We start from the raw sequence: 17,220 nt of genomic DNA on the forward strand, positions 1-17,220 counted from the left end.
GTCTTCCTAACAACGAATCGATATTATTTCGTAAACATTTTCTCCGCTTCATCCATTGCCATTTTGTTACCTAAAGCAGAATAGTCAAGCCATGGTTGGTCATTAATAATGTATACGTGCTTACCTTTAACAGCTTTTAAGTCTTTCCAAATTGGTGTTTCTTGAAGTTGTTTAAATGCAGCTTTCGCTTTATCATCTCTATTAACGACAACGAAAATCGCATCTGCATCAAAGTCAGGTAATACTTCTTGTGAAATGACTTCGAAAGGGCGGTTTCCATCAATTTTCTCTACACCATTTGCAGGTTGTAACCCTAGGTCTTGGAATAAAATTGGTCCCATCGGTCTTTTCGTACTAAATACACGCAATTCTTTTGCAGTAACGCGAATTGCCATTACTTTTTCGTTATTACCTAGCTCTTTATCTATTAAACCTTTTACTCGTTTTGATTGCTCTTCGTAATCTTGAATATATTTATCTGCTTCTTTCTCACGGTTTACAAGTTTACCAACTTGTTTTAAATGCTCTCTCCACGTACCTTCATCTAAATTGAAAGAATGTGTTTTTGCAATTTTTTCGTATTTCGCTACATCTTTACCAGCATATTTTTCATCAACATAAATGTCAGTTGGCTTTAATTGAAGTAACGCTTCCATATTCGGATCTGTTACAACACCAAGCTTCTTCGTATCTTTCAACTTCTCTTTTGCGTGCGGTAAGAAATCTTTTAAATCTCCGCCAATAACAGAACCTACTGGTGTAATTCCTAATGCAAGTAAATTATTTGTTAAATGAATGGACATAGAGGCGATTTTTGGATCATTACTTTTTTCCGTTTTTTTCGTTGCCTCTTCATTAGCTTTAGTTTGACCACATGCTGCTAATACTAAAATACACATCATGCTAAATAAAATAGTAAGTTTCTTTTTCATATGTTCTCCTCTTTGAAGTATTTATTTTGTTTTTGTAAGTAAATAAAGAAAATACGGTGCTCCTAATGCCGCCACTACTACACCAGCTGGAATAGAGTTTGGCTCAAATATAGAACGACCTATCGTATCTGCTAGCACTAAAATAATCATTCCGATAATGCCAGCTAAAGGAAGAAAGTGTTGATATGTAGTACCTACTAACTTCCTTGCGATATGCGGAGCAACTAAACCGATAAAACCAATCCCTCCTGCCATCGATACACTTGCGCAAGATAATCCAACCGCTGTAGCTAAAAGTAATAACCGTTCTTTTTGAACAGAAACACCAAGTCCTGCCGCTACACTATCACCTAGTGACAATGCATTTAACGCTTTAGATTTTAGCCACGCATAAGGGGTTAGTATGAAAATCCAAGGTAATAATGCAAGGACATGAATCCAATCCCTTCCCCACACGTTACCAACTAGCCATCTAGAAGCGAATGTATACGTCTCATCATTTAACTTGAGAGAGAAAAATAACGAAATTGCACTAAAACCAGCTGAAACTGCAATACCAACGAGAATAAGTCTAATGGGAAGTAAACCATTTGACCGATCACTCGCAAGTAAAATAATAAGAAATGCAGCTAATACTCCTCCGCCAAATGTAAATAACGGTATTAAAATAGATGCACTTTCATTAATAGAATGAAAGAATGTAACGAATATAATTAGCCCGAAAGATGCACCTGAATGCAGTCCAAGAATACCAGGGTCTGCAAGTGCATTACCGGATAATCCTTGCAAAATCGCACCGGAAATCCCAAGGCCAATACCAGCTAACATTGTGATTATAATTCTTGGCATACGATAATCATATAGCACGGTTGCGCTCTCAAAATCACCATAACCAAAAAGTGTTTGAATTACTTTAAGTGGCTCTATACTCAGTGTCCCTGTATTTAGACTGATTAAAATTACAGCGATACTTACACATCCGAATATTGTAGTTACAGTAATAGCTCTCTTTTTATCCGTGTTAAAAAGATCTTTCACTTATAACTCCCTCCCAACTTTACGTGCTATATAGAGGAAGAACGGAACTCCAACAAGAGCTACCATAATCCCTATCGCAAGTTCCTTAGGAGGATTTACTGTTCTTGCTCCTAGGTCAGCTACAACTAATAACATAGCTCCTAATAATGCTGACATAGGAATAATGAGTCTATAATTCACACCAACTAATTTTCTAGCAATGTGCGGGATAACTAATCCTACAAATCCAATAGAACCAACAGCTGAAACAGAAACACCTGCCAGAATAACTACTATAATCATCCCTAGTATTCTCGTTCGGTTCGTTTTCACTCCTAAATTTGTAGCAACATCATCCCCCATTGATATGAGTGAAATAGATCGCCCTAACACTATTGCAAAAATAATCGTTATAAGAATAATAGGGACTAAAAATTTCAAGTGTTCCCACTTAACCCCTGCAACACCACCAGCATACCAAAACGCTAAATCCTGGCTTAAATCATAATAAATCGCAACACCTGAACTTAATGAATGTAAAAGCGCTGCCATAACCGCTCCAGCAATCGTTAACCTCATTGGTGTTAACCCGCCTGATGTTGCTGATCCAATAACAAAAATAAGTACTGTACTTAAGACTGCTCCAATAAAGGAAACAATCATTAAATAGGAATACGGCATATGCGGAAAAAAAGCAAAACTAAGTGCTACTACAAACATCGCTCCTGCATTTATGCCAAGTACACCTGCATCAGCTAAAGGATTTCGTGTTACTCCTTGCATAACCGCTCCAGCGACCGCAAAAGCTGCCCCTACAACTGCTGCTCCAATTACTCTCGGGAGCCTTAATTCATAAATAATTTGGTGCTGCGTTAATTTCGGATTGTAATCCAAAACCGCAGTCCACACCGTTTGTAAATGAATATCCTTTGCACCAAATGAAATGGCTAAAAATATAGATCCAATTAAACATAAAATTGTTAAGCTCATGAAACATATGAACTTAATATGTATCCAGCGGTTACTACCAGCATGTACAGTAGACTTATGTAACATGTTTCATTTCATCCTTTATATTCAGTTGTTTTTTATAATTATTTTTTATTTGTAATTATTATTGATAATAATTATCATTTTCATTTAGATATTATATCCCCACTTTTTTTAAATAGCAAACTATTTTTTTACTTTGCTACAATATTAAAATACTCATTACAATTCCCTTCTAAAACTTACAAATACATGCAAAATAGTCCACCTCACTATTTTTCAAATTCTAGGTATACTTATTAATTATTTTGATTTTTCCAATAAAAATACCGAAGGTGACACAGTGTTCTATATAAAACAACTACTATATTTCACTTACGAGCAAGCATTATCTTGCTTATTCCCAGTCGTTATTTTCTTAACACTAGCCCTGTCAAAAATTGTTTCAATCCCAGGATTATATCGTTATGATTTCATACTCATCGTATGCCTTCTTATGCAGTGGATTATGTACAAGACTGGACTTGAAACAAAAGACGAACTAAAAGTAATTACCATCTTCCACCTCATCGGCCTTTTACTAGAAATATATAAAGTACATTTCGGTTCATGGAGTTATCCCGAAGAGGGATATTCGAAGGTTTTTGGAGTTCCGCTTTACAGCGGTTTTATGTACGCAAGTGTCGCGAGTTACATATGTCAAGCGTGGAGAAGGTTGCATTTAAAAATGCATCATTGGCCGAAAGCTATTTTTGCCGTGCCGTTAGGAGCTATGATTTACTTCAATTTTTTCACGCATCATTTTCTATACGATTTTAGATGGATATTAACTTTACTACTATTCATCGTTTTCTTTCGGACATTTGTGGAATTTTCATTACGAGGCGTTCCATATAAAATGCCACTCGTTCTCTCCTTTTTCTTTATCGGTTTCTTCATTTGGGTTGCAGAGAACATCGCAACATTTTTCGGAGCATGGCAATATCCAAATCAACGGGAAGCATGGAGTCTCGTTCACTTAAGCAAAATTAGTTCATGGTTTTTACTCGTTGTTATTAGCATTATGATTGTCACGCAGCTCAAACATTTGAAGGAATTAAAAAGATAATGCTGATTATGTAAAAACAGTTAGCCCATCACTCATTAGAGAGTGATGAGCTAACTGTTTTTAGTAATATTTTTTAAACCTTCCTTATCAAGGGAGTTATAATTTACAAGAGTATAAGCAATTACACATTATGAACTGCTACTAGCAGAAGAGGTTGCTGCAGATGAAGCGGCAATCGTTGCCATCATAGCTGCTTGTTGTGCTTGTATGAGGACTTCTATCATTGTTTGTAAACCTGTGTTGGTAGCTTTACTTTCCTCACCTTTCTGACTTACGAACAGTTGAATAGCAATAAGAATATTTGTATCTGTATGCCAACGGAATAATTTATCCCCCTGTAATTTTTCAATAAATGCTCGAATAGAATGAATCTCTTTTTCTCCGTCCTCGAGTAACGCTAGTAGCCCGATAGCTGGGTAATGCATCTGTTTTACTTTTACCTTTTCTTGCTTTAACAAATTCCATATATTTGTACATTTTGCAACTAATAGTTCTTCCCTGACATCCTTCTTTAGTGAAAGAATATGACTCAAAAATTGAAGATCATTCCCTTTACGCAAACCAGCTGTCGCTAGTTTCTGATAAAGACGTTCCACTCGGTCCATAAGTGTTTCTACATGCTCTGATTGTCCTGCTAATAAAACTGCGAGCGGATAATCATTTGTACTTGTAAGAAAGAGGTGATCCTTTTTCATGCGTTTATATACTTGCATCGAACGCTGAATGTGCGCGCCATGCTGTTCATTTTCTTCTGTTAAAAGCACAGCTGCTGCGAGATAAGTAAATATACTCCGGCTAAAGCCACCAGTGACCAATTGTTCATATAAATCTAAAAACTTCCGAAAAGCTTCCTTGTAATCTGTAAAGTGAATATCTAATGTTGCGGCCACTACAAAACGATGATAAGACTTTAAGTATGAAAACATCCCTACCTGATTCTTAATATAACTACTAATTTCTAAAAAACGTCCGAGATCAAACAATTTATCACTACCTGCATACATAGCAGCAATCATCATTCCTGTTCGAGAATCACTCGTTTTCCATTTTAGTTCTCCCTTTAACTGTACATATGTATGTTTATATTGCTCCAACTTTTGCTCTAATGTAATCATAGTATTCACCCCTATTTCTAGTTCTTCTCTATTATTATACGTATATTCCATATTTAGGAATACTATAATTAATAATCACAACATAAAAAATTATAAAATTCTCTAATCCTTCAAGAAGTTATACAAAAAAGGTAGATAATAATTTATCTACCTTTTTTGTATATATTATTTAACATTACAACTGTATTGCTTGTTATATGCAATTAAGACTAAAGAGCTTTAATAATACGTTCCATCGCCTTCATTTGCCCAATATGATCAGCTTCATGATAAAGCATCATACCGTAAAGCTCCCCTACTGTTTCCAATCCTAGGAATGGCTCTGGCAGTTTATTTTCAAATGCTTCTGCTGGAATTTCGTTAATACGTTTTGCTTGTTCTTTTAATTGAGCCGTTAACACTTCTAACGATGGTCCTTCTGTCGTCCATTTAGATGGTCTTGATCCATATCCAAACATACCTGGATATTCAGTTGGCAATTGTTTAAATTCTCTTCCGAACATGAAAGTCTCTGCTGCTGTTAACACGTGACCGATATGCCAACGAATTGTATTGTTAAAACCCTCTGGCTGCGTATCCACAGTTTTATCATCTAACGTTTCCATAAATTTAAGTAACGCCCCGCGCGTTATTTCAAATTGTTTTAAACCCACTATTCTATTCATTTTATCGTTCCCCTTCTTGATGTACAATTTATTATGAACTAAGAATGTTCAACTTACTAAAGTTTCACCTTGTTTAATCTATCAGAAACAAATAAGAAATACATCTAATATGCTTATTAAAAATAATAAAAAGGTTCACTCCTCGTAAATATAGAATTACTTACTATGTTAATAAAAGAGGAGTGTACTTGCATGTTACATATTTTAAAACAACAATATAATCTTATTAGCTCTACAAGAGAAACTCTATTTTCGTTTTTGGAAGAAATCCCAATAGAAAAATTACATAGCACAGTTTCTAATTTCGGAAGCGGTAGCATTATAAAGACTCATATTCATGTAGCCGATTGCTATCGATACTGGCTTGGATCATTCGCATTCAAGCAAAAAAGAGCAGATTTTTCATTTGCTAGCGATTACGAAATTGAGCATGCAAATGTGGAAAAAGTTCGCGCTAGATTTAAGTTAGTAGATGAGACTGTACAACATTTTTTAGATGAATACAATGACCGTTGGCTCGAAAATATAGCAAATGAAGTGAAATGGCAAAAAGAACCTTGGAGCACAACTCCGCTATGGCTTTTAACTCATACGGAGACGCATGAATTTCACCATAAAGGACAAATTGTATCTATGGCTCGTCACCTTGGATATACTCCTCCTGATACAGACCTTAGTTAATACATTCGTGTTCATTTAAAAGCGGAATGAGCAGCAAGAATAATAGTATGATCAAAAAACTCGTTGATACATTTTGTTGTGTATAAAACATTTATTATTTGTTTTAGGTATACCATGCCATTATAAAATTCATGTAACATCGAATTAAGATTCATATTTTTTATGTAACTCATTGAAGAAAGTTAAGTATTTATACATTCAATTACTAACTAAAGGAGAAAATTATAATGAGATTAGAGAGCGAGAGAATTTATTTAAGGCCTCTTTGTCAGCTAGATGCTCCTATTATATTAGAAAGTACAATGGATGATGAAATAAGATATATGACTGGAACTAAGTCCACTTTTTCATTGGAGCAAATTACGAAACATATAGATCATATAAATAATGATTCAAGTCGCTATGATTTCGCTATTTGTTTACAAAGTACTGACAAGATGATTGGAGAGTTGTCGATTTTAGATATCGATGAGGAGAACAAAAGAGCAGGATTCAGAATATCAATGCTTTCAATAGCATTAACAGGACAAGGCTATGGAACGGAAGCTATTAAAATAGTTTTAAGATTTGTTTTTGAACAACTATCATTAAATCGTTTACAGTTAGAAGTATTTAGCCATAATTTACGCGGAATTAAAGCTTATAAAAAAGTTGGTTTTGTAAAAGAAGGAACCTTACGTCAATCTTTATTTTATAACGATACATACTCAGATGAAATTATTATGGCCATACTTAAAAGCGATTATATAGAGAGACCTTTGTAAATGGATGCAGTTAATCTATTAAACAAATTTAAAGAACCTTACCACAATAAAATGCAGTAAGGCTCTTTCATTTTTATATCAAATAACAGCTCTTAAAACATGTATAATCGTATTAATACCAAATAGTCTCCGCATAATTATATGCATCACTATTCGGAATTGCATGTTTCCCTTGTGCTTGTGCCTTTCTTGGATCTAAATCATATACCATTGGTGTATAGCATGATGTTTGCCCTTTATTTACAACACCATTTCCTCCAGCACTTCCGCAAGTGTATGCCTTTCCATCTGTTTTTCTAACAATCCTTGCATCAGCTTCATTATTATAAACTGCCAGGCGAGTTACAGTAACTTTTGCCCACGCTGTTTTACACGTCGTGCTAAATTTTAATTCCACATAAGAATTTGAATCAATCCACTTCTTTTCTTTCGTTACTGCAGATTGATCACAGCTGTTATAATAAGGACTTTTCCCATCATATGAATGGTCTTCTGCGTATGCTTTATCGCTATTAGTCGTGCTAAACATACTAGTTACAACGAGTAAAGATAGCAATAAACATGCACTCGTCTTTTTTAAAAGTTTCATATCATTTCACTCCTTTCTTAATAACGTGCTGTTTTCCCGTAACCGTTATTAAACGTAACTGCTTCAGCATCTGCTGTGTATCCGAAATCAGCAGTCAAATCAAATACCATTCCTGTATAAGTGCTCGTTTGACCTGTTTTTATTGTGCCGTTCCCCTGATTAGAAGTAACTGATTTTTGGAATACACCATTTTTGTATTTATTCACAACAGCGTACGCGTACACTCCTCCCGAAACAGCTGGTGCTGGTTGATCTAAAACAAACTTAGCCCATGCTGCATGACATTTATTACTGTAACGTAAATACACTGTCCCTACTTTTTTACTACCTTCATATACAGCTGTAGATTTTGCATTAAATCCATCTGCATCACACGTCGTACTTCCCCCGTATACTTTCGTTGTTGCTGGATTTTTCCCGTCATAATAACTGCTTAAATCAGTAGCTGCAAATGTACTTCCTTGGAAACTAAATAATACCCCTACACTCGCTGCACTTAACACACATACTTTCATTAGCTTTTTAAACATTGTAAATCTCCTCCCTCAAAATAAGTACGTTTATCTATCCCCTATGTACGCCCCTCCTTTCATGCTGCCTAGAGGCATCTTACAGAAACGAATAAAAGTTGTAAATTCCCTTACGATTATTGGAATATACAAAGAAATTTACTTATCCTTTTAAGAAAAAAAGTTGAGAAATACACATTTGAAGACATCCTTTATTTCAAACATAAAAGAACCGATACTTGTTACATGCAAGCATCAGTTCTTTATAAAAAATTGCCATTTTTTCTTTTTATAAAATAAATATTTCTCCACTTAATCCGTTGTAAAGAACTCCCTCGTTACATCAATAAATTGCTGCAGTGGCACTGTCATCCATTTGTCTTTATGCCAAGCGATTTGCGTATAAATCGGAGAGATTGTATTTTCTAAATGTAACTCTTTTATCGTCCCCTCTCGTATATCTTTTTCTACTACTATTGCTGGTAAAACGGCTATGCCTAAATCTGCAATAACACATTGTTTAATTGCTTCAACACTAACAAACTCAATTTTATTTGCTGGATATACATCTTCCCAGCGAAATAGCTCTTCAAATAAAGTCCGATACGAGCAGCCTAATTCTGTTAGTAACAGTGTTTCACTCTCTAAATCTTTTATAGAAGCAGTAGTCTGTTCAAGTAAACGATGTGTAGGAGCAGCTACTACTTTTAATTCTTCTTTCATAAGCGGTTCCACATGTAAAACATCTTCTGTTTTACACTCATCCAAAATAAATGCAAGATCTACTTTTCCCTCCATCAATTGTTCCTTCGCATCTTTATTGGAATGTGCTGGTTTAAATATAAGTTTTATTTTTGGGAATTGTATTTTAAACCTCTTTAATATAGAAGGCAGTCTGTATGTACACTGACTTTCGTGTGCTCCAATTATTATCGTCCCTGCTATTTCTTCATCATCTTTCACAGCCATTTTCGCTTCGTTACTGAGTGCAATCATCTTGTCGGCATATAGTTGAAACTTCCTACCTGCTTCAGTTAAGAAAAGACGTTTCCCTAATCTCTCAAATAGTGGTGTACCGAGCTCAGCCTCTAATGTTTTAATTTGTGCTGTAACGCTCGATTGGGCAAAGTTTAATTTCTTCGCAGTTTGTGTAAAGTTCAAAGTATGTGCCGCTACTTTAAATGTAATTAACTGTTTTATTTCCATTTATCATCCCTCTTTTCAATCGATATTTCCGATTGATTCCATCGAAATAATCCTCTTTGTCTATTGATATTTGTATTGTATGATAAAGAACATCTATAAACAATATAAATGGAGGTATTCCATATGAAAGCACTTTGTTTCGAAACATTCGGAGACGCTAATGTTCTACACTATAAAGAAATACACGATCCAATCATAAGTCCAAATGAAATTCTTGTCCGCACGAAAGCAATCGGATTAAACTTCGCTGATATTTATAGACGCCGCGGCGATTATCATCTTGCTGGCAATCCGCCTTATGTATTAGGTTATGAAGGAGCTGGAATTGTTGAAAAAGTAGGAGCTGACGTTACTACTATCAACCTAGGAGACCGTATTGCATTTGCGGACGTCCCATTTGCAAATGCAGAACTAGTTGCCGTTCCATCTGAAAAAGTAATCCCACTGCCAGATTCTATTTCTTTTGAAACAGCCGCTTCTGTCTTATTACAAGGATTAACTGCACATTATTTAACGCACGATAGCTATCAACTAAAACAAGGTGATATAGCTTTAGTACACGCTGCAGCTGGTGGCGTCGGTCAACTTCTTATTCAAATGATTAAACTACAGGGCGGAACAGTAATTGGTCTTACATCATCAAAAGAAAAAGCAAAGATAGCTACATTAGCTGGTGCCGATCACGTATTTTTATATACCGAAGCATGGCATATGAAAGTACTGGAAATGACTAATGGAACTGGAGTAAATGTTGTGTATGAATCAGTAGGTTCTACATTAGGGGAAAGTTTTAACGCTACTAAAATTGGCGGTACTGTCGTATTTTACGGAATGGCTGGTGGTAATCCTGCGCCAGTTGATCCGCGTATGCTTATGGATACTTCAAAAACTTTAACTGGTGGAGACCTTTGGAACGTGCTTACTACTTTTGAAGAACGTAAAAAACGATCTACTCAATTATTCGATTGGATCGCAACTGGAAAATTAAACATTTCAAATCCTACTACATTCTCTTTACAAGACGGTGCTCTTGCTCATGAATTATTAGAGAGCCGTAAAAGCACAGGGAAGATTTTATTAATCCCATAATTCACAAAATGAAAAGGAAGCTAGATTTCTCTACCTTCCTTTTCTTATTTCTATTTGAGATTTAATTATATTTCCACACTTTCTTTCCCTTTTGCAACATAACTCATATCTCCAACAGACTCGACTGTGTATGTTCCATCTTGATATACAATTTTCGTCACACTAGCATTTTCCACTCCAAGTTTTGTTTTGCTACTGTCTAACATTTCTATTAAGGTAGTAATCAAAAGCCCATGAACGACAACTAAAACGTTACCGCCACCATTTCCAGCAGCTTCTTCACTAATTTTATCTATCTCTGTTTTTATACGAGTAGAAAATAAGTCCCAATCTTCCGCCTGTTTTGTAGGATCTGCTACGCTAATAAGATTAATCACTTCTTGAATAGAAAACTTCATAAGTTCTTCTGATGATGCAACGCCTGCAGCTTTTCCAACCACATCCCACATATTCTCAAGTTTTTCACCTTCAAAAATACCGAAATTTAATTCTCGCAAATCTTTTCTTTGCTCAAGTTTTAATTTTGATTGCTCACTATATTTTAATACTAAATTAGCAGTTTCAATTGCGCGGCCGCTATCACTACTATATGCATTCATAAAATGAATATCTTTTAATCCTGTCCCTAAATTTGTGGCAACTTCAACACCTTTTTCTACTAATGGAGAATCAGCCCAACCTTGCGCACGATGATTCGTATTTAATATTGTTTTACCGTGTCTTGTAACATATAACGTAACTGCATTCTCATTGCTATCTGTTTCTCGCTTATTCATTTCATTCTCTCCCTTTACGTTTCTATATCAATTTTACCACCTCAATTATTCATTGAGCAAAATATACGTCAGTAGATCCGCTTAATAAAAAAAGCTATCTTTCTGTATATCCATACAAAAAGATAGCATCTTTTATGATTACATTTCTTAACCGTTACTCCTACTCAGCAAAAGCACTCGAATATTGTACAATTCCTTTTACACCTCGAAGAGCATTTTCTGTTAATTCCATTATCATAAATACCTCTTCAGGCACTTCAAACGGTGCTTTTATATTCCACTCACTTGCTTTCTTAAAACCAAATTTCGGGTAGTACTCTGGATGTCCCAATACTACAACTGATCCGTATCCAAGTTCTTTCGCTTTTTCTAATGCAGCTACAATCAGTTTTCCACCAATTCCTTTTTTCTGATGACCCCTAGCAACTGAAACTGGTGCAAGTGCTAACGATTCTACAGAAGTTCCATCTTGTTCTATTGTAATTTTCGATAACATAATGTGACCAACTATATCTTCATCTACCGCAACAATTGATAACTCTGGAACAAACGCGTCACATTCTCTAATACGTTTTACAAGTTCATGTTCTGTTTTATCACTAAATTCTTCCTTTAAAAATGCTTCTTTTATGACTTCTTCTGTTTTTCTATAATCATTTTTTTGTTCTTGTCTAATCGTTACCATTTTAACTTATCCTCTATTCTTTCTTATTTCTTTTTGAATTTTACGCAGTGCTTTTTTCGATCCGCGCTCAATATCGTGTTGCATTTTTCTTTCTTTATAATCAACAAATAGTGTATTTAAATCGTATCCTTCTGGATATAACTCCTTCGCTGCTACTTCTAAAGTAATACGTTTTACATTTACTTCAACGAATTCACCGTTATAATATACAACAACGTTATAAAAATTATCTTTTTCCTTATAGATGATACCAAAATCATCATGATCCAATAAATTCACACGATCGCCGATTTTGTACTCATAATGAGATTCTCTTTTTTCTTGTACAAATTTCGGTTTTCTAATTTTACTTTCATTCACTTTTTCTAAAGCGTACTCTTTATTTCCCATATACTCTTTCGCTCTTTTCAGTACATGTTCTTTTACGCTCATTTTATTCGCAATCCAAAGTGCATTACTTTCTCCTGATTTTCCGATAACTAATTTATAAAGCGGCTCTAGCGTTTCACTATTAAACTGCATCGCTGCATTCATAAAGTCATCATGCATTTCTGAGAATCGTTTAATTTCTCCGTAATGCGTACTCGCAACGGTAATACATCCCGCAAGATAAAACTCCTCTAAAATAGAAATTGCAAGTGCTGCCCCTTCATTCGGTTCAGTCCCGCTCCCTATTTCATCAAATAAAAGTAACGTATTATTATTTGACATCCTCATAATCTCAGACAGATTTTTCATATGAGACGAAAATGTACTTAGTGCATTTTCAATACTTTGATTATCACCAATATCTACGAATACATTTTCGAAAATAGCGATTTCTGTACCTTTATCTCCTGCAATATGAAGACCTGACATTGTAGCTAATGTTAACAATCCAATCGTTTTTAACACAATTGTTTTTCCGCCCGCATTCGGCCCTGTAATAATTAAACTACGATACTCTTGACCAATTTTAAAATGTAACGGTACAACTTGCCCTGTTAAAAGCGGATGCTTACAATTCACTAAATGAATGTAGCCATGATCGTTTAACTTCGGTTCTATTCCATCAATCGATTTACTAAACTTCGCTTTCGCAAATACCATATCATACTGACTAATTAGCTCCATGTTAATCTTTATATTATAAATGTTTTCTAACACCATTCCTGATAAAGTCGCTAAAATCTGATACTCTTCAACCGCTTCTTCTGCTTTCAAACCTGCTAATTCTGCATTCAATTTCGTAACCGTATGCGGTTCTATAAATACAGTAGAACCTTTTGCCGAGGCTTCAATAATACTTCCAGCAACTTGATTTTTATAGGAAGATTTAATTGGAATCGTATAACGGTCATCCTTTTTACTAATAAAGAATTCCTGAATGAATTTCTTATTTGCACTACTATTTAAAAACTTCGTTAAACGTTCTTTTATTTTCCCATCTACAGAATCGATATTATTTCGAATTCGTTTTAACTCTTTACTTGCAGCTACATCAATACTATTTCCTTTAATTGAAAAGTTAATTTCCTCTTCAATACTTTTATATTCAGTCATTGAATTTGCATAAGAAGCTAATACTGGTGCAAAAAATTCTTTATCTAACATAAACTTTTTAATCTTTCTACACCCACGTAAAAAGTCTGAAACACTTACTAATTCTTCTGGATCTAAAATCATCCCTTTTTCTAATTTTTGAATTGTACTAGCAATATTAGAAATGCCGAAGAAAGGAACATGCCCTTCTGCATCTAATATAGCTCGTGCTTCTGTCGTTTCATTCAAGCGATTTCTCACTACTTTTATACTCGTACTCGGCTCTAATTTGTTTACTAATTCCTTACCTAATCCGCTTACACAATAAGATTTCACTATATCCTTTAATTCGTTATATTGTAACTTTTCAAAAGTCATCGTATTCATTTTGTTTCTCCTCACTATGATTGATTTTTATCATAAATGAAGATACCTACTCATTAGATTCCAATGAGCTCTACATTATTTAATTACCATTTTTATACATTAAAAATATATACAAAAAAGCTGCGGGGATACCGCAGCTTTTACATTTACAAGGCATGTGTAATAACGTATGAGGAAATAAGCCATAAAAATAGATGGCAGTCCCTTATTACACGCTTTATAAAGTATTGTAGGTATCTTCATAGGTTTTGAAATAAATGCATGACAAAATTAGGGGTATGATGTACATAAAAATCCCCTGGTCTTATCCGATTTATTTCATTAAATTTTTCCTATTTAATACCTACCGCACTCACAAAAAGCACCTCTCATTAATTTATATTATAGTCATTGAAATCTAATTTATTGAAATCATCATACTATACGTTACGTGAGAAGTAAAGGTGTCATACTTTAGTAGTACGTAACTATAGATTTCAATATTGCTTAAATTAGGTCTATATTCACTGAAGAGAAATTATAAGAAGCGCCTCCGCTATTGCGAATGTCATTTACTTCCCCTAATACATTTAATAATTATGACAAGCAATGATAGGAGGTTTACTATATGAGTGAAGAATATAATATTTTACATGGACCTGCTCTGGAACCAAATTTAATCGGTCCCACACTACCATCAATTCCACCATTTACATTCCCCACCGGACCTACTGGAATCACAGGACCTACCGGTGCGACAGGTTTTACCGGAATTGGAATAACTGGTCCTACCGGGGTTACAGGTCCTACCGGAATCGGAATAACTGGTCCTACTGGGGTTACAGGTTCTACCGGAATCGGAATAACTGGTCCTACTGGGGTTACAGGTTCTACCGGAATCGGAATAACTGGTCCTACTGGGGTTACAGGTTCTACCGGAATCGGAATAACTGGTCCTACTGGCGCAACCGGTTTGGGGATTCTTCCCATATTTGGAACAATAACTTCTGAAGTAGGAATCGGTTTTTCAGCAGTAGTTAATACAAATATTAATTTTACCATTCCAGGACCTGCTAGTGGAACTACCCTAAATCCATTAAATAATTCTATTACAATTGATACCACTGGCGTGTACTCTGTATCCTTTTCAATTGTATTTGTAATACAAGCTATATCGTCTAGTATATTAAATCTTACAATAAACGATTCCATTCAATTCGCAATTGAAACGCGAGTTGGTGGTGCTTCTGGGGTGAGAGCTACATCCGCCAGAACTGATTTACTACCTTTAAATCAAGGGGACGTTCTTCGAGTACGAATAAGAGAAGCCACGGGTGACATTATATATTCCAATGCCTCTCTTGTTGTTATAAAGGTCGACTAACTCTTTTATTACAATAAAGATTCAGGAAAAATAAAGTGAAACTTTAATAAGCCCTCACCAATCGGACTGACCACAAATAGCGGGATAAATATGCACAATATAAAAAGAAGAGGTAGACTTATATTTCAGTCTACCTCTTCTTTTTCATCACCAAATTACTGCTGAACATATATGGAAACTGATCCTCCACTTACTTGGAATTGCCCCCACCCGTCCTTATTAATTGTTACAGTATTTGTTTGATTACCCGTAATATCGTACCATACTTCCCCTGCGTTATTCTTTCCAACATCCATCCACTTCGCCCCTCCTGGTCCATCAGAGATTAATGTTGCTAAACCAGAATTAGCATGTACACTATCACCTTCTCTTGTCCAGCCAATCACATCTGGATGATCAAAATAATCCCGCTGCGTACCATATGCAAAGTTTTTTCGTGCCGTCAAAATCGGATCAATTTTGTCCTTTAACGCTGGAATTTCATAGTTACTATTTCCTTTTGTACCATAGTAATCACCATAGAAAACAGAAGGATACCCCTCTGCACGCGTTAAAATAAATGCATATGCCAACGGTTTGAACCAAGGGCTCACTACAGATTCCAATGACTGACCAGGCTGTGAATCATGATTTTCAACTAGAGTAACCGCAAGTGTAGGATGATTCGCAACTACCGTTCCTTTTAAAATATTTCTCATATCATAATTCCCATTTCCTGTTGAAGCATAGTGAAAATTATAATGAAGTGGTGCATCGAACACAGATTGATTATAATTAACCTTCGCTAAATAATTATTTAAAGTCTGGATATCATTTTGCCAATATTCAGCTACTGTAAACATTTCTTTCCCTGTTTGCTGTCTAACGTGATTTACCCAATCGCGCAAATATTCATGATCAATATGTTTAACAGCATCTAAACGAAAACCATCTAAATTTAATTCATTCGCATACCACGTTCCCCATTTTTTCATTTCATTCGCAACATCTGGATGATCAAAATCAAGATCCGCATACATCAAATAATCATAATTCCCATTCTCGCTAGACACTTCCCAGTCCCATGCTTTACCTATGCCCCTAAATTTATAAATTCGGTTTAATTTCCTTCCTTCATCCCAATCCGTTCCGTCAAAATGATACCATTTCCATTTGAAATTAGAATAAGAATCTCCACGTCCTGGAAAGTTAAATCCCGTCCACGCACTAATTTCATAATCACCTGATACTTCAACATTTCGATTGCTCGGGTCTACCTCAACTGCTGTTACAGTTTCTGTATAATCAGCCCCACCTTTATGATTCATAACTACATCACCGTATACATCGATGTTTTTCTTATGTAAAGCGTCAATTGCAGATTTCAATTGTGCTTTCGTCCCATATTTCGTCCGCACTGTGCCCTTTTGATTGAATTCCCCCAGATCATATAAATCATATGCTCCATATCCTACGTCATTTTGCGTAGTTCCTTTATATGCAGGTGGTATCCAAACAGATGTAATTCCTTTTTCCGCTAAATTTTCAACATCAGTACGCAAACGATTCCAATGATTCCCATCATTCGGAGCATACCACTCAAAATATTGCATTAACGTTCCATTGTTAACTGTGTCTGCATATGCCTTACTCCCCTCATATATACTAGGTAAAAACATAACAACTGACAATCCGACTATTGTTATTCTTTTAAACATCTGTACACCATCCCCTTCCAAGAAAGCGTTTGCATAGTTTATCAGAATTATTATAATATTCGTCCCACCGTTAGTAAAGTAGCAATCTCTCACTCTCCCATATTATTTTTAATCTAATTTCAAATA

17 protein-coding genes are annotated in these 17,220 nt (G+C 35.2%); 5 read left to right on the forward strand and 12 right to left on the reverse strand.

The features are described from left to right. Positions 1–23: 23 nt before the first annotated feature. From BC_RS17280 to BC_RS17290, 3 genes are read right to left on the reverse strand one after another with little or no spacing between them, the layout of a single operon-like run. A complete protein-coding gene (locus BC_RS17280) occupies positions 24–932 on the reverse strand; it encodes an iron-hydroxamate ABC transporter substrate-binding protein (protein ID WP_000728223.1) in 909 nt (302 codons plus the stop codon). 21 nt (positions 933–953) lie between these two features. Further along, complete coding sequence (locus tag BC_RS17285) at positions 954–1,970, reverse strand: FecCD family ABC transporter permease (RefSeq protein ID WP_000653827.1); 1,017 nt, start codon at positions 1,968–1,970, stop codon at positions 954–956. Next, positions 1,971–3,005, reverse strand: coding sequence for a FecCD family ABC transporter permease (locus tag BC_RS17290; protein WP_000902739.1), 1,035 nt, complete (start codon positions 3,003–3,005; stop codon positions 1,971–1,973). A 277-nt stretch (positions 3,006–3,282) separates the two neighbouring features. On the opposite strand from BC_RS17290, the gene BC_RS17295 reads away from it, so the two are divergent. Continuing rightward, positions 3,283–4,047: a DUF817 domain-containing protein gene (locus BC_RS17295; RefSeq protein WP_000499399.1), complete on the forward strand. Its 765-nt coding sequence runs from the start codon at positions 3,283–3,285 to the stop codon at positions 4,045–4,047. A gap of 128 nt (positions 4,048–4,175) precedes the next feature. Here BC_RS17295 and BC_RS17300 read toward each other — a convergent pair whose 3' ends face one another. Both BC_RS17300 and BC_RS17305 read right to left on the reverse strand, forming a co-directional pair. Next, positions 4,176–5,213 carry a DUF4003 domain-containing protein gene (locus tag BC_RS17300; RefSeq protein ID WP_002195661.1) on the reverse strand — a complete coding sequence of 346 codons (1,038 nt, stop codon included), beginning with the start codon at positions 5,211–5,213 and terminating at the stop codon, positions 4,176–4,178. A 158-nt stretch (positions 5,214–5,371) separates the two neighbouring features. After that, positions 5,372–5,827: a DinB family protein gene (locus BC_RS17305; protein WP_001080055.1), complete on the reverse strand. Its 456-nt coding sequence runs from the start codon at positions 5,825–5,827 to the stop codon at positions 5,372–5,374. Between the two features lie 192 nt (positions 5,828–6,019). Here BC_RS17305 and BC_RS17310 point away from each other — a divergent pair, with 192 nt between their 5' ends. Together BC_RS17310 and BC_RS17315 are read left to right on the forward strand one after the other, a co-directional pair. Continuing rightward, positions 6,020–6,508, forward strand: coding sequence for a DinB family protein (locus tag BC_RS17310; protein WP_000902391.1), 489 nt, complete (start codon positions 6,020–6,022; stop codon positions 6,506–6,508). A gap of 227 nt (positions 6,509–6,735) precedes the next feature. Beyond that, entirely contained in the window at positions 6,736–7,272 is a 537-nt protein-coding gene (locus BC_RS17315; protein WP_001235430.1) for a GNAT family N-acetyltransferase, read from the forward strand. Between the two features lie 112 nt (positions 7,273–7,384). Here BC_RS17315 and BC_RS17320 read toward each other — a convergent pair whose 3' ends face one another. The 3 genes from BC_RS17320 to BC_RS17330 form a co-directional block, all read right to left on the reverse strand. Continuing rightward, a complete protein-coding gene (locus BC_RS17320; protein ID WP_000771162.1) occupies positions 7,385–7,861 on the reverse strand; it encodes a DUF2690 domain-containing protein in 477 nt (158 codons plus the stop codon). A gap of 17 nt (positions 7,862–7,878) precedes the next feature. Further along, positions 7,879–8,391, reverse strand: coding sequence for a YjfA family protein (locus BC_RS17325; RefSeq protein WP_000473741.1), 513 nt, complete (start codon positions 8,389–8,391; stop codon positions 7,879–7,881). A 291-nt stretch (positions 8,392–8,682) separates the two neighbouring features. Further along, positions 8,683–9,576, reverse strand: a complete 894-nt coding sequence (locus tag BC_RS17330) for a LysR family transcriptional regulator (protein ID WP_000403892.1) — start codon at positions 9,574–9,576, stop codon at positions 8,683–8,685. A 123-nt stretch (positions 9,577–9,699) separates the two neighbouring features. Between BC_RS17330 and BC_RS17335 the strand changes: the two genes are divergently transcribed. After that, complete coding sequence (locus BC_RS17335) at positions 9,700–10,665, forward strand: quinone oxidoreductase family protein (RefSeq protein WP_000645267.1); 966 nt, start codon at positions 9,700–9,702, stop codon at positions 10,663–10,665. A 65-nt stretch (positions 10,666–10,730) separates the two neighbouring features. Here BC_RS17335 and BC_RS17340 read toward each other — a convergent pair whose 3' ends face one another. The 3 genes from BC_RS17340 to BC_RS17350 all read right to left on the reverse strand — a co-directional run bounded on the left by BC_RS17340 (position 10,731) and on the right by BC_RS17350 (position 14,034). After that, positions 10,731–11,441: a histidine phosphatase family protein gene (locus BC_RS17340; RefSeq protein WP_001042046.1), complete on the reverse strand. Its 711-nt coding sequence runs from the start codon at positions 11,439–11,441 to the stop codon at positions 10,731–10,733. 160 nt (positions 11,442–11,601) lie between these two features. Further along, positions 11,602–12,126, reverse strand: a complete 525-nt coding sequence (locus BC_RS17345) for a GNAT family N-acetyltransferase (RefSeq protein WP_000256461.1) — start codon at positions 12,124–12,126, stop codon at positions 11,602–11,604. A gap of 6 nt (positions 12,127–12,132) precedes the next feature. Then, positions 12,133–14,034 carry an endonuclease MutS2 gene (locus BC_RS17350; RefSeq protein ID WP_001095202.1) on the reverse strand — a complete coding sequence of 634 codons (1,902 nt, stop codon included), beginning with the start codon at positions 14,032–14,034 and terminating at the stop codon, positions 12,133–12,135. Between the two features lie 607 nt (positions 14,035–14,641). Between BC_RS17350 and BC_RS17355 the strand changes: the two genes are divergently transcribed. Then, the gene (locus BC_RS17355) at positions 14,642–15,397 is read left to right on the forward strand and encodes an exosporium leader peptide-containing protein (protein WP_011110275.1); all 756 of its coding nucleotides are present in this window, start codon (positions 14,642–14,644) and stop codon (positions 15,395–15,397) included. 155 nt (positions 15,398–15,552) lie between these two features. Here BC_RS17355 and amyS read toward each other — a convergent pair whose 3' ends face one another. Beyond that, positions 15,553–17,094, reverse strand: a complete 1,542-nt coding sequence (amyS, locus tag BC_RS17360) for an alpha-amylase (protein WP_000476408.1) — start codon at positions 17,092–17,094, stop codon at positions 15,553–15,555. Positions 17,095–17,220 lie beyond the last annotated feature (126 nt).

This window comes from Bacillus cereus ATCC 14579 (genome assembly GCF_000007825.1).
Lineage (GTDB): Bacteria > Bacillota > Bacilli > Bacillales > Bacillaceae_G > Bacillus_A > Bacillus_A cereus.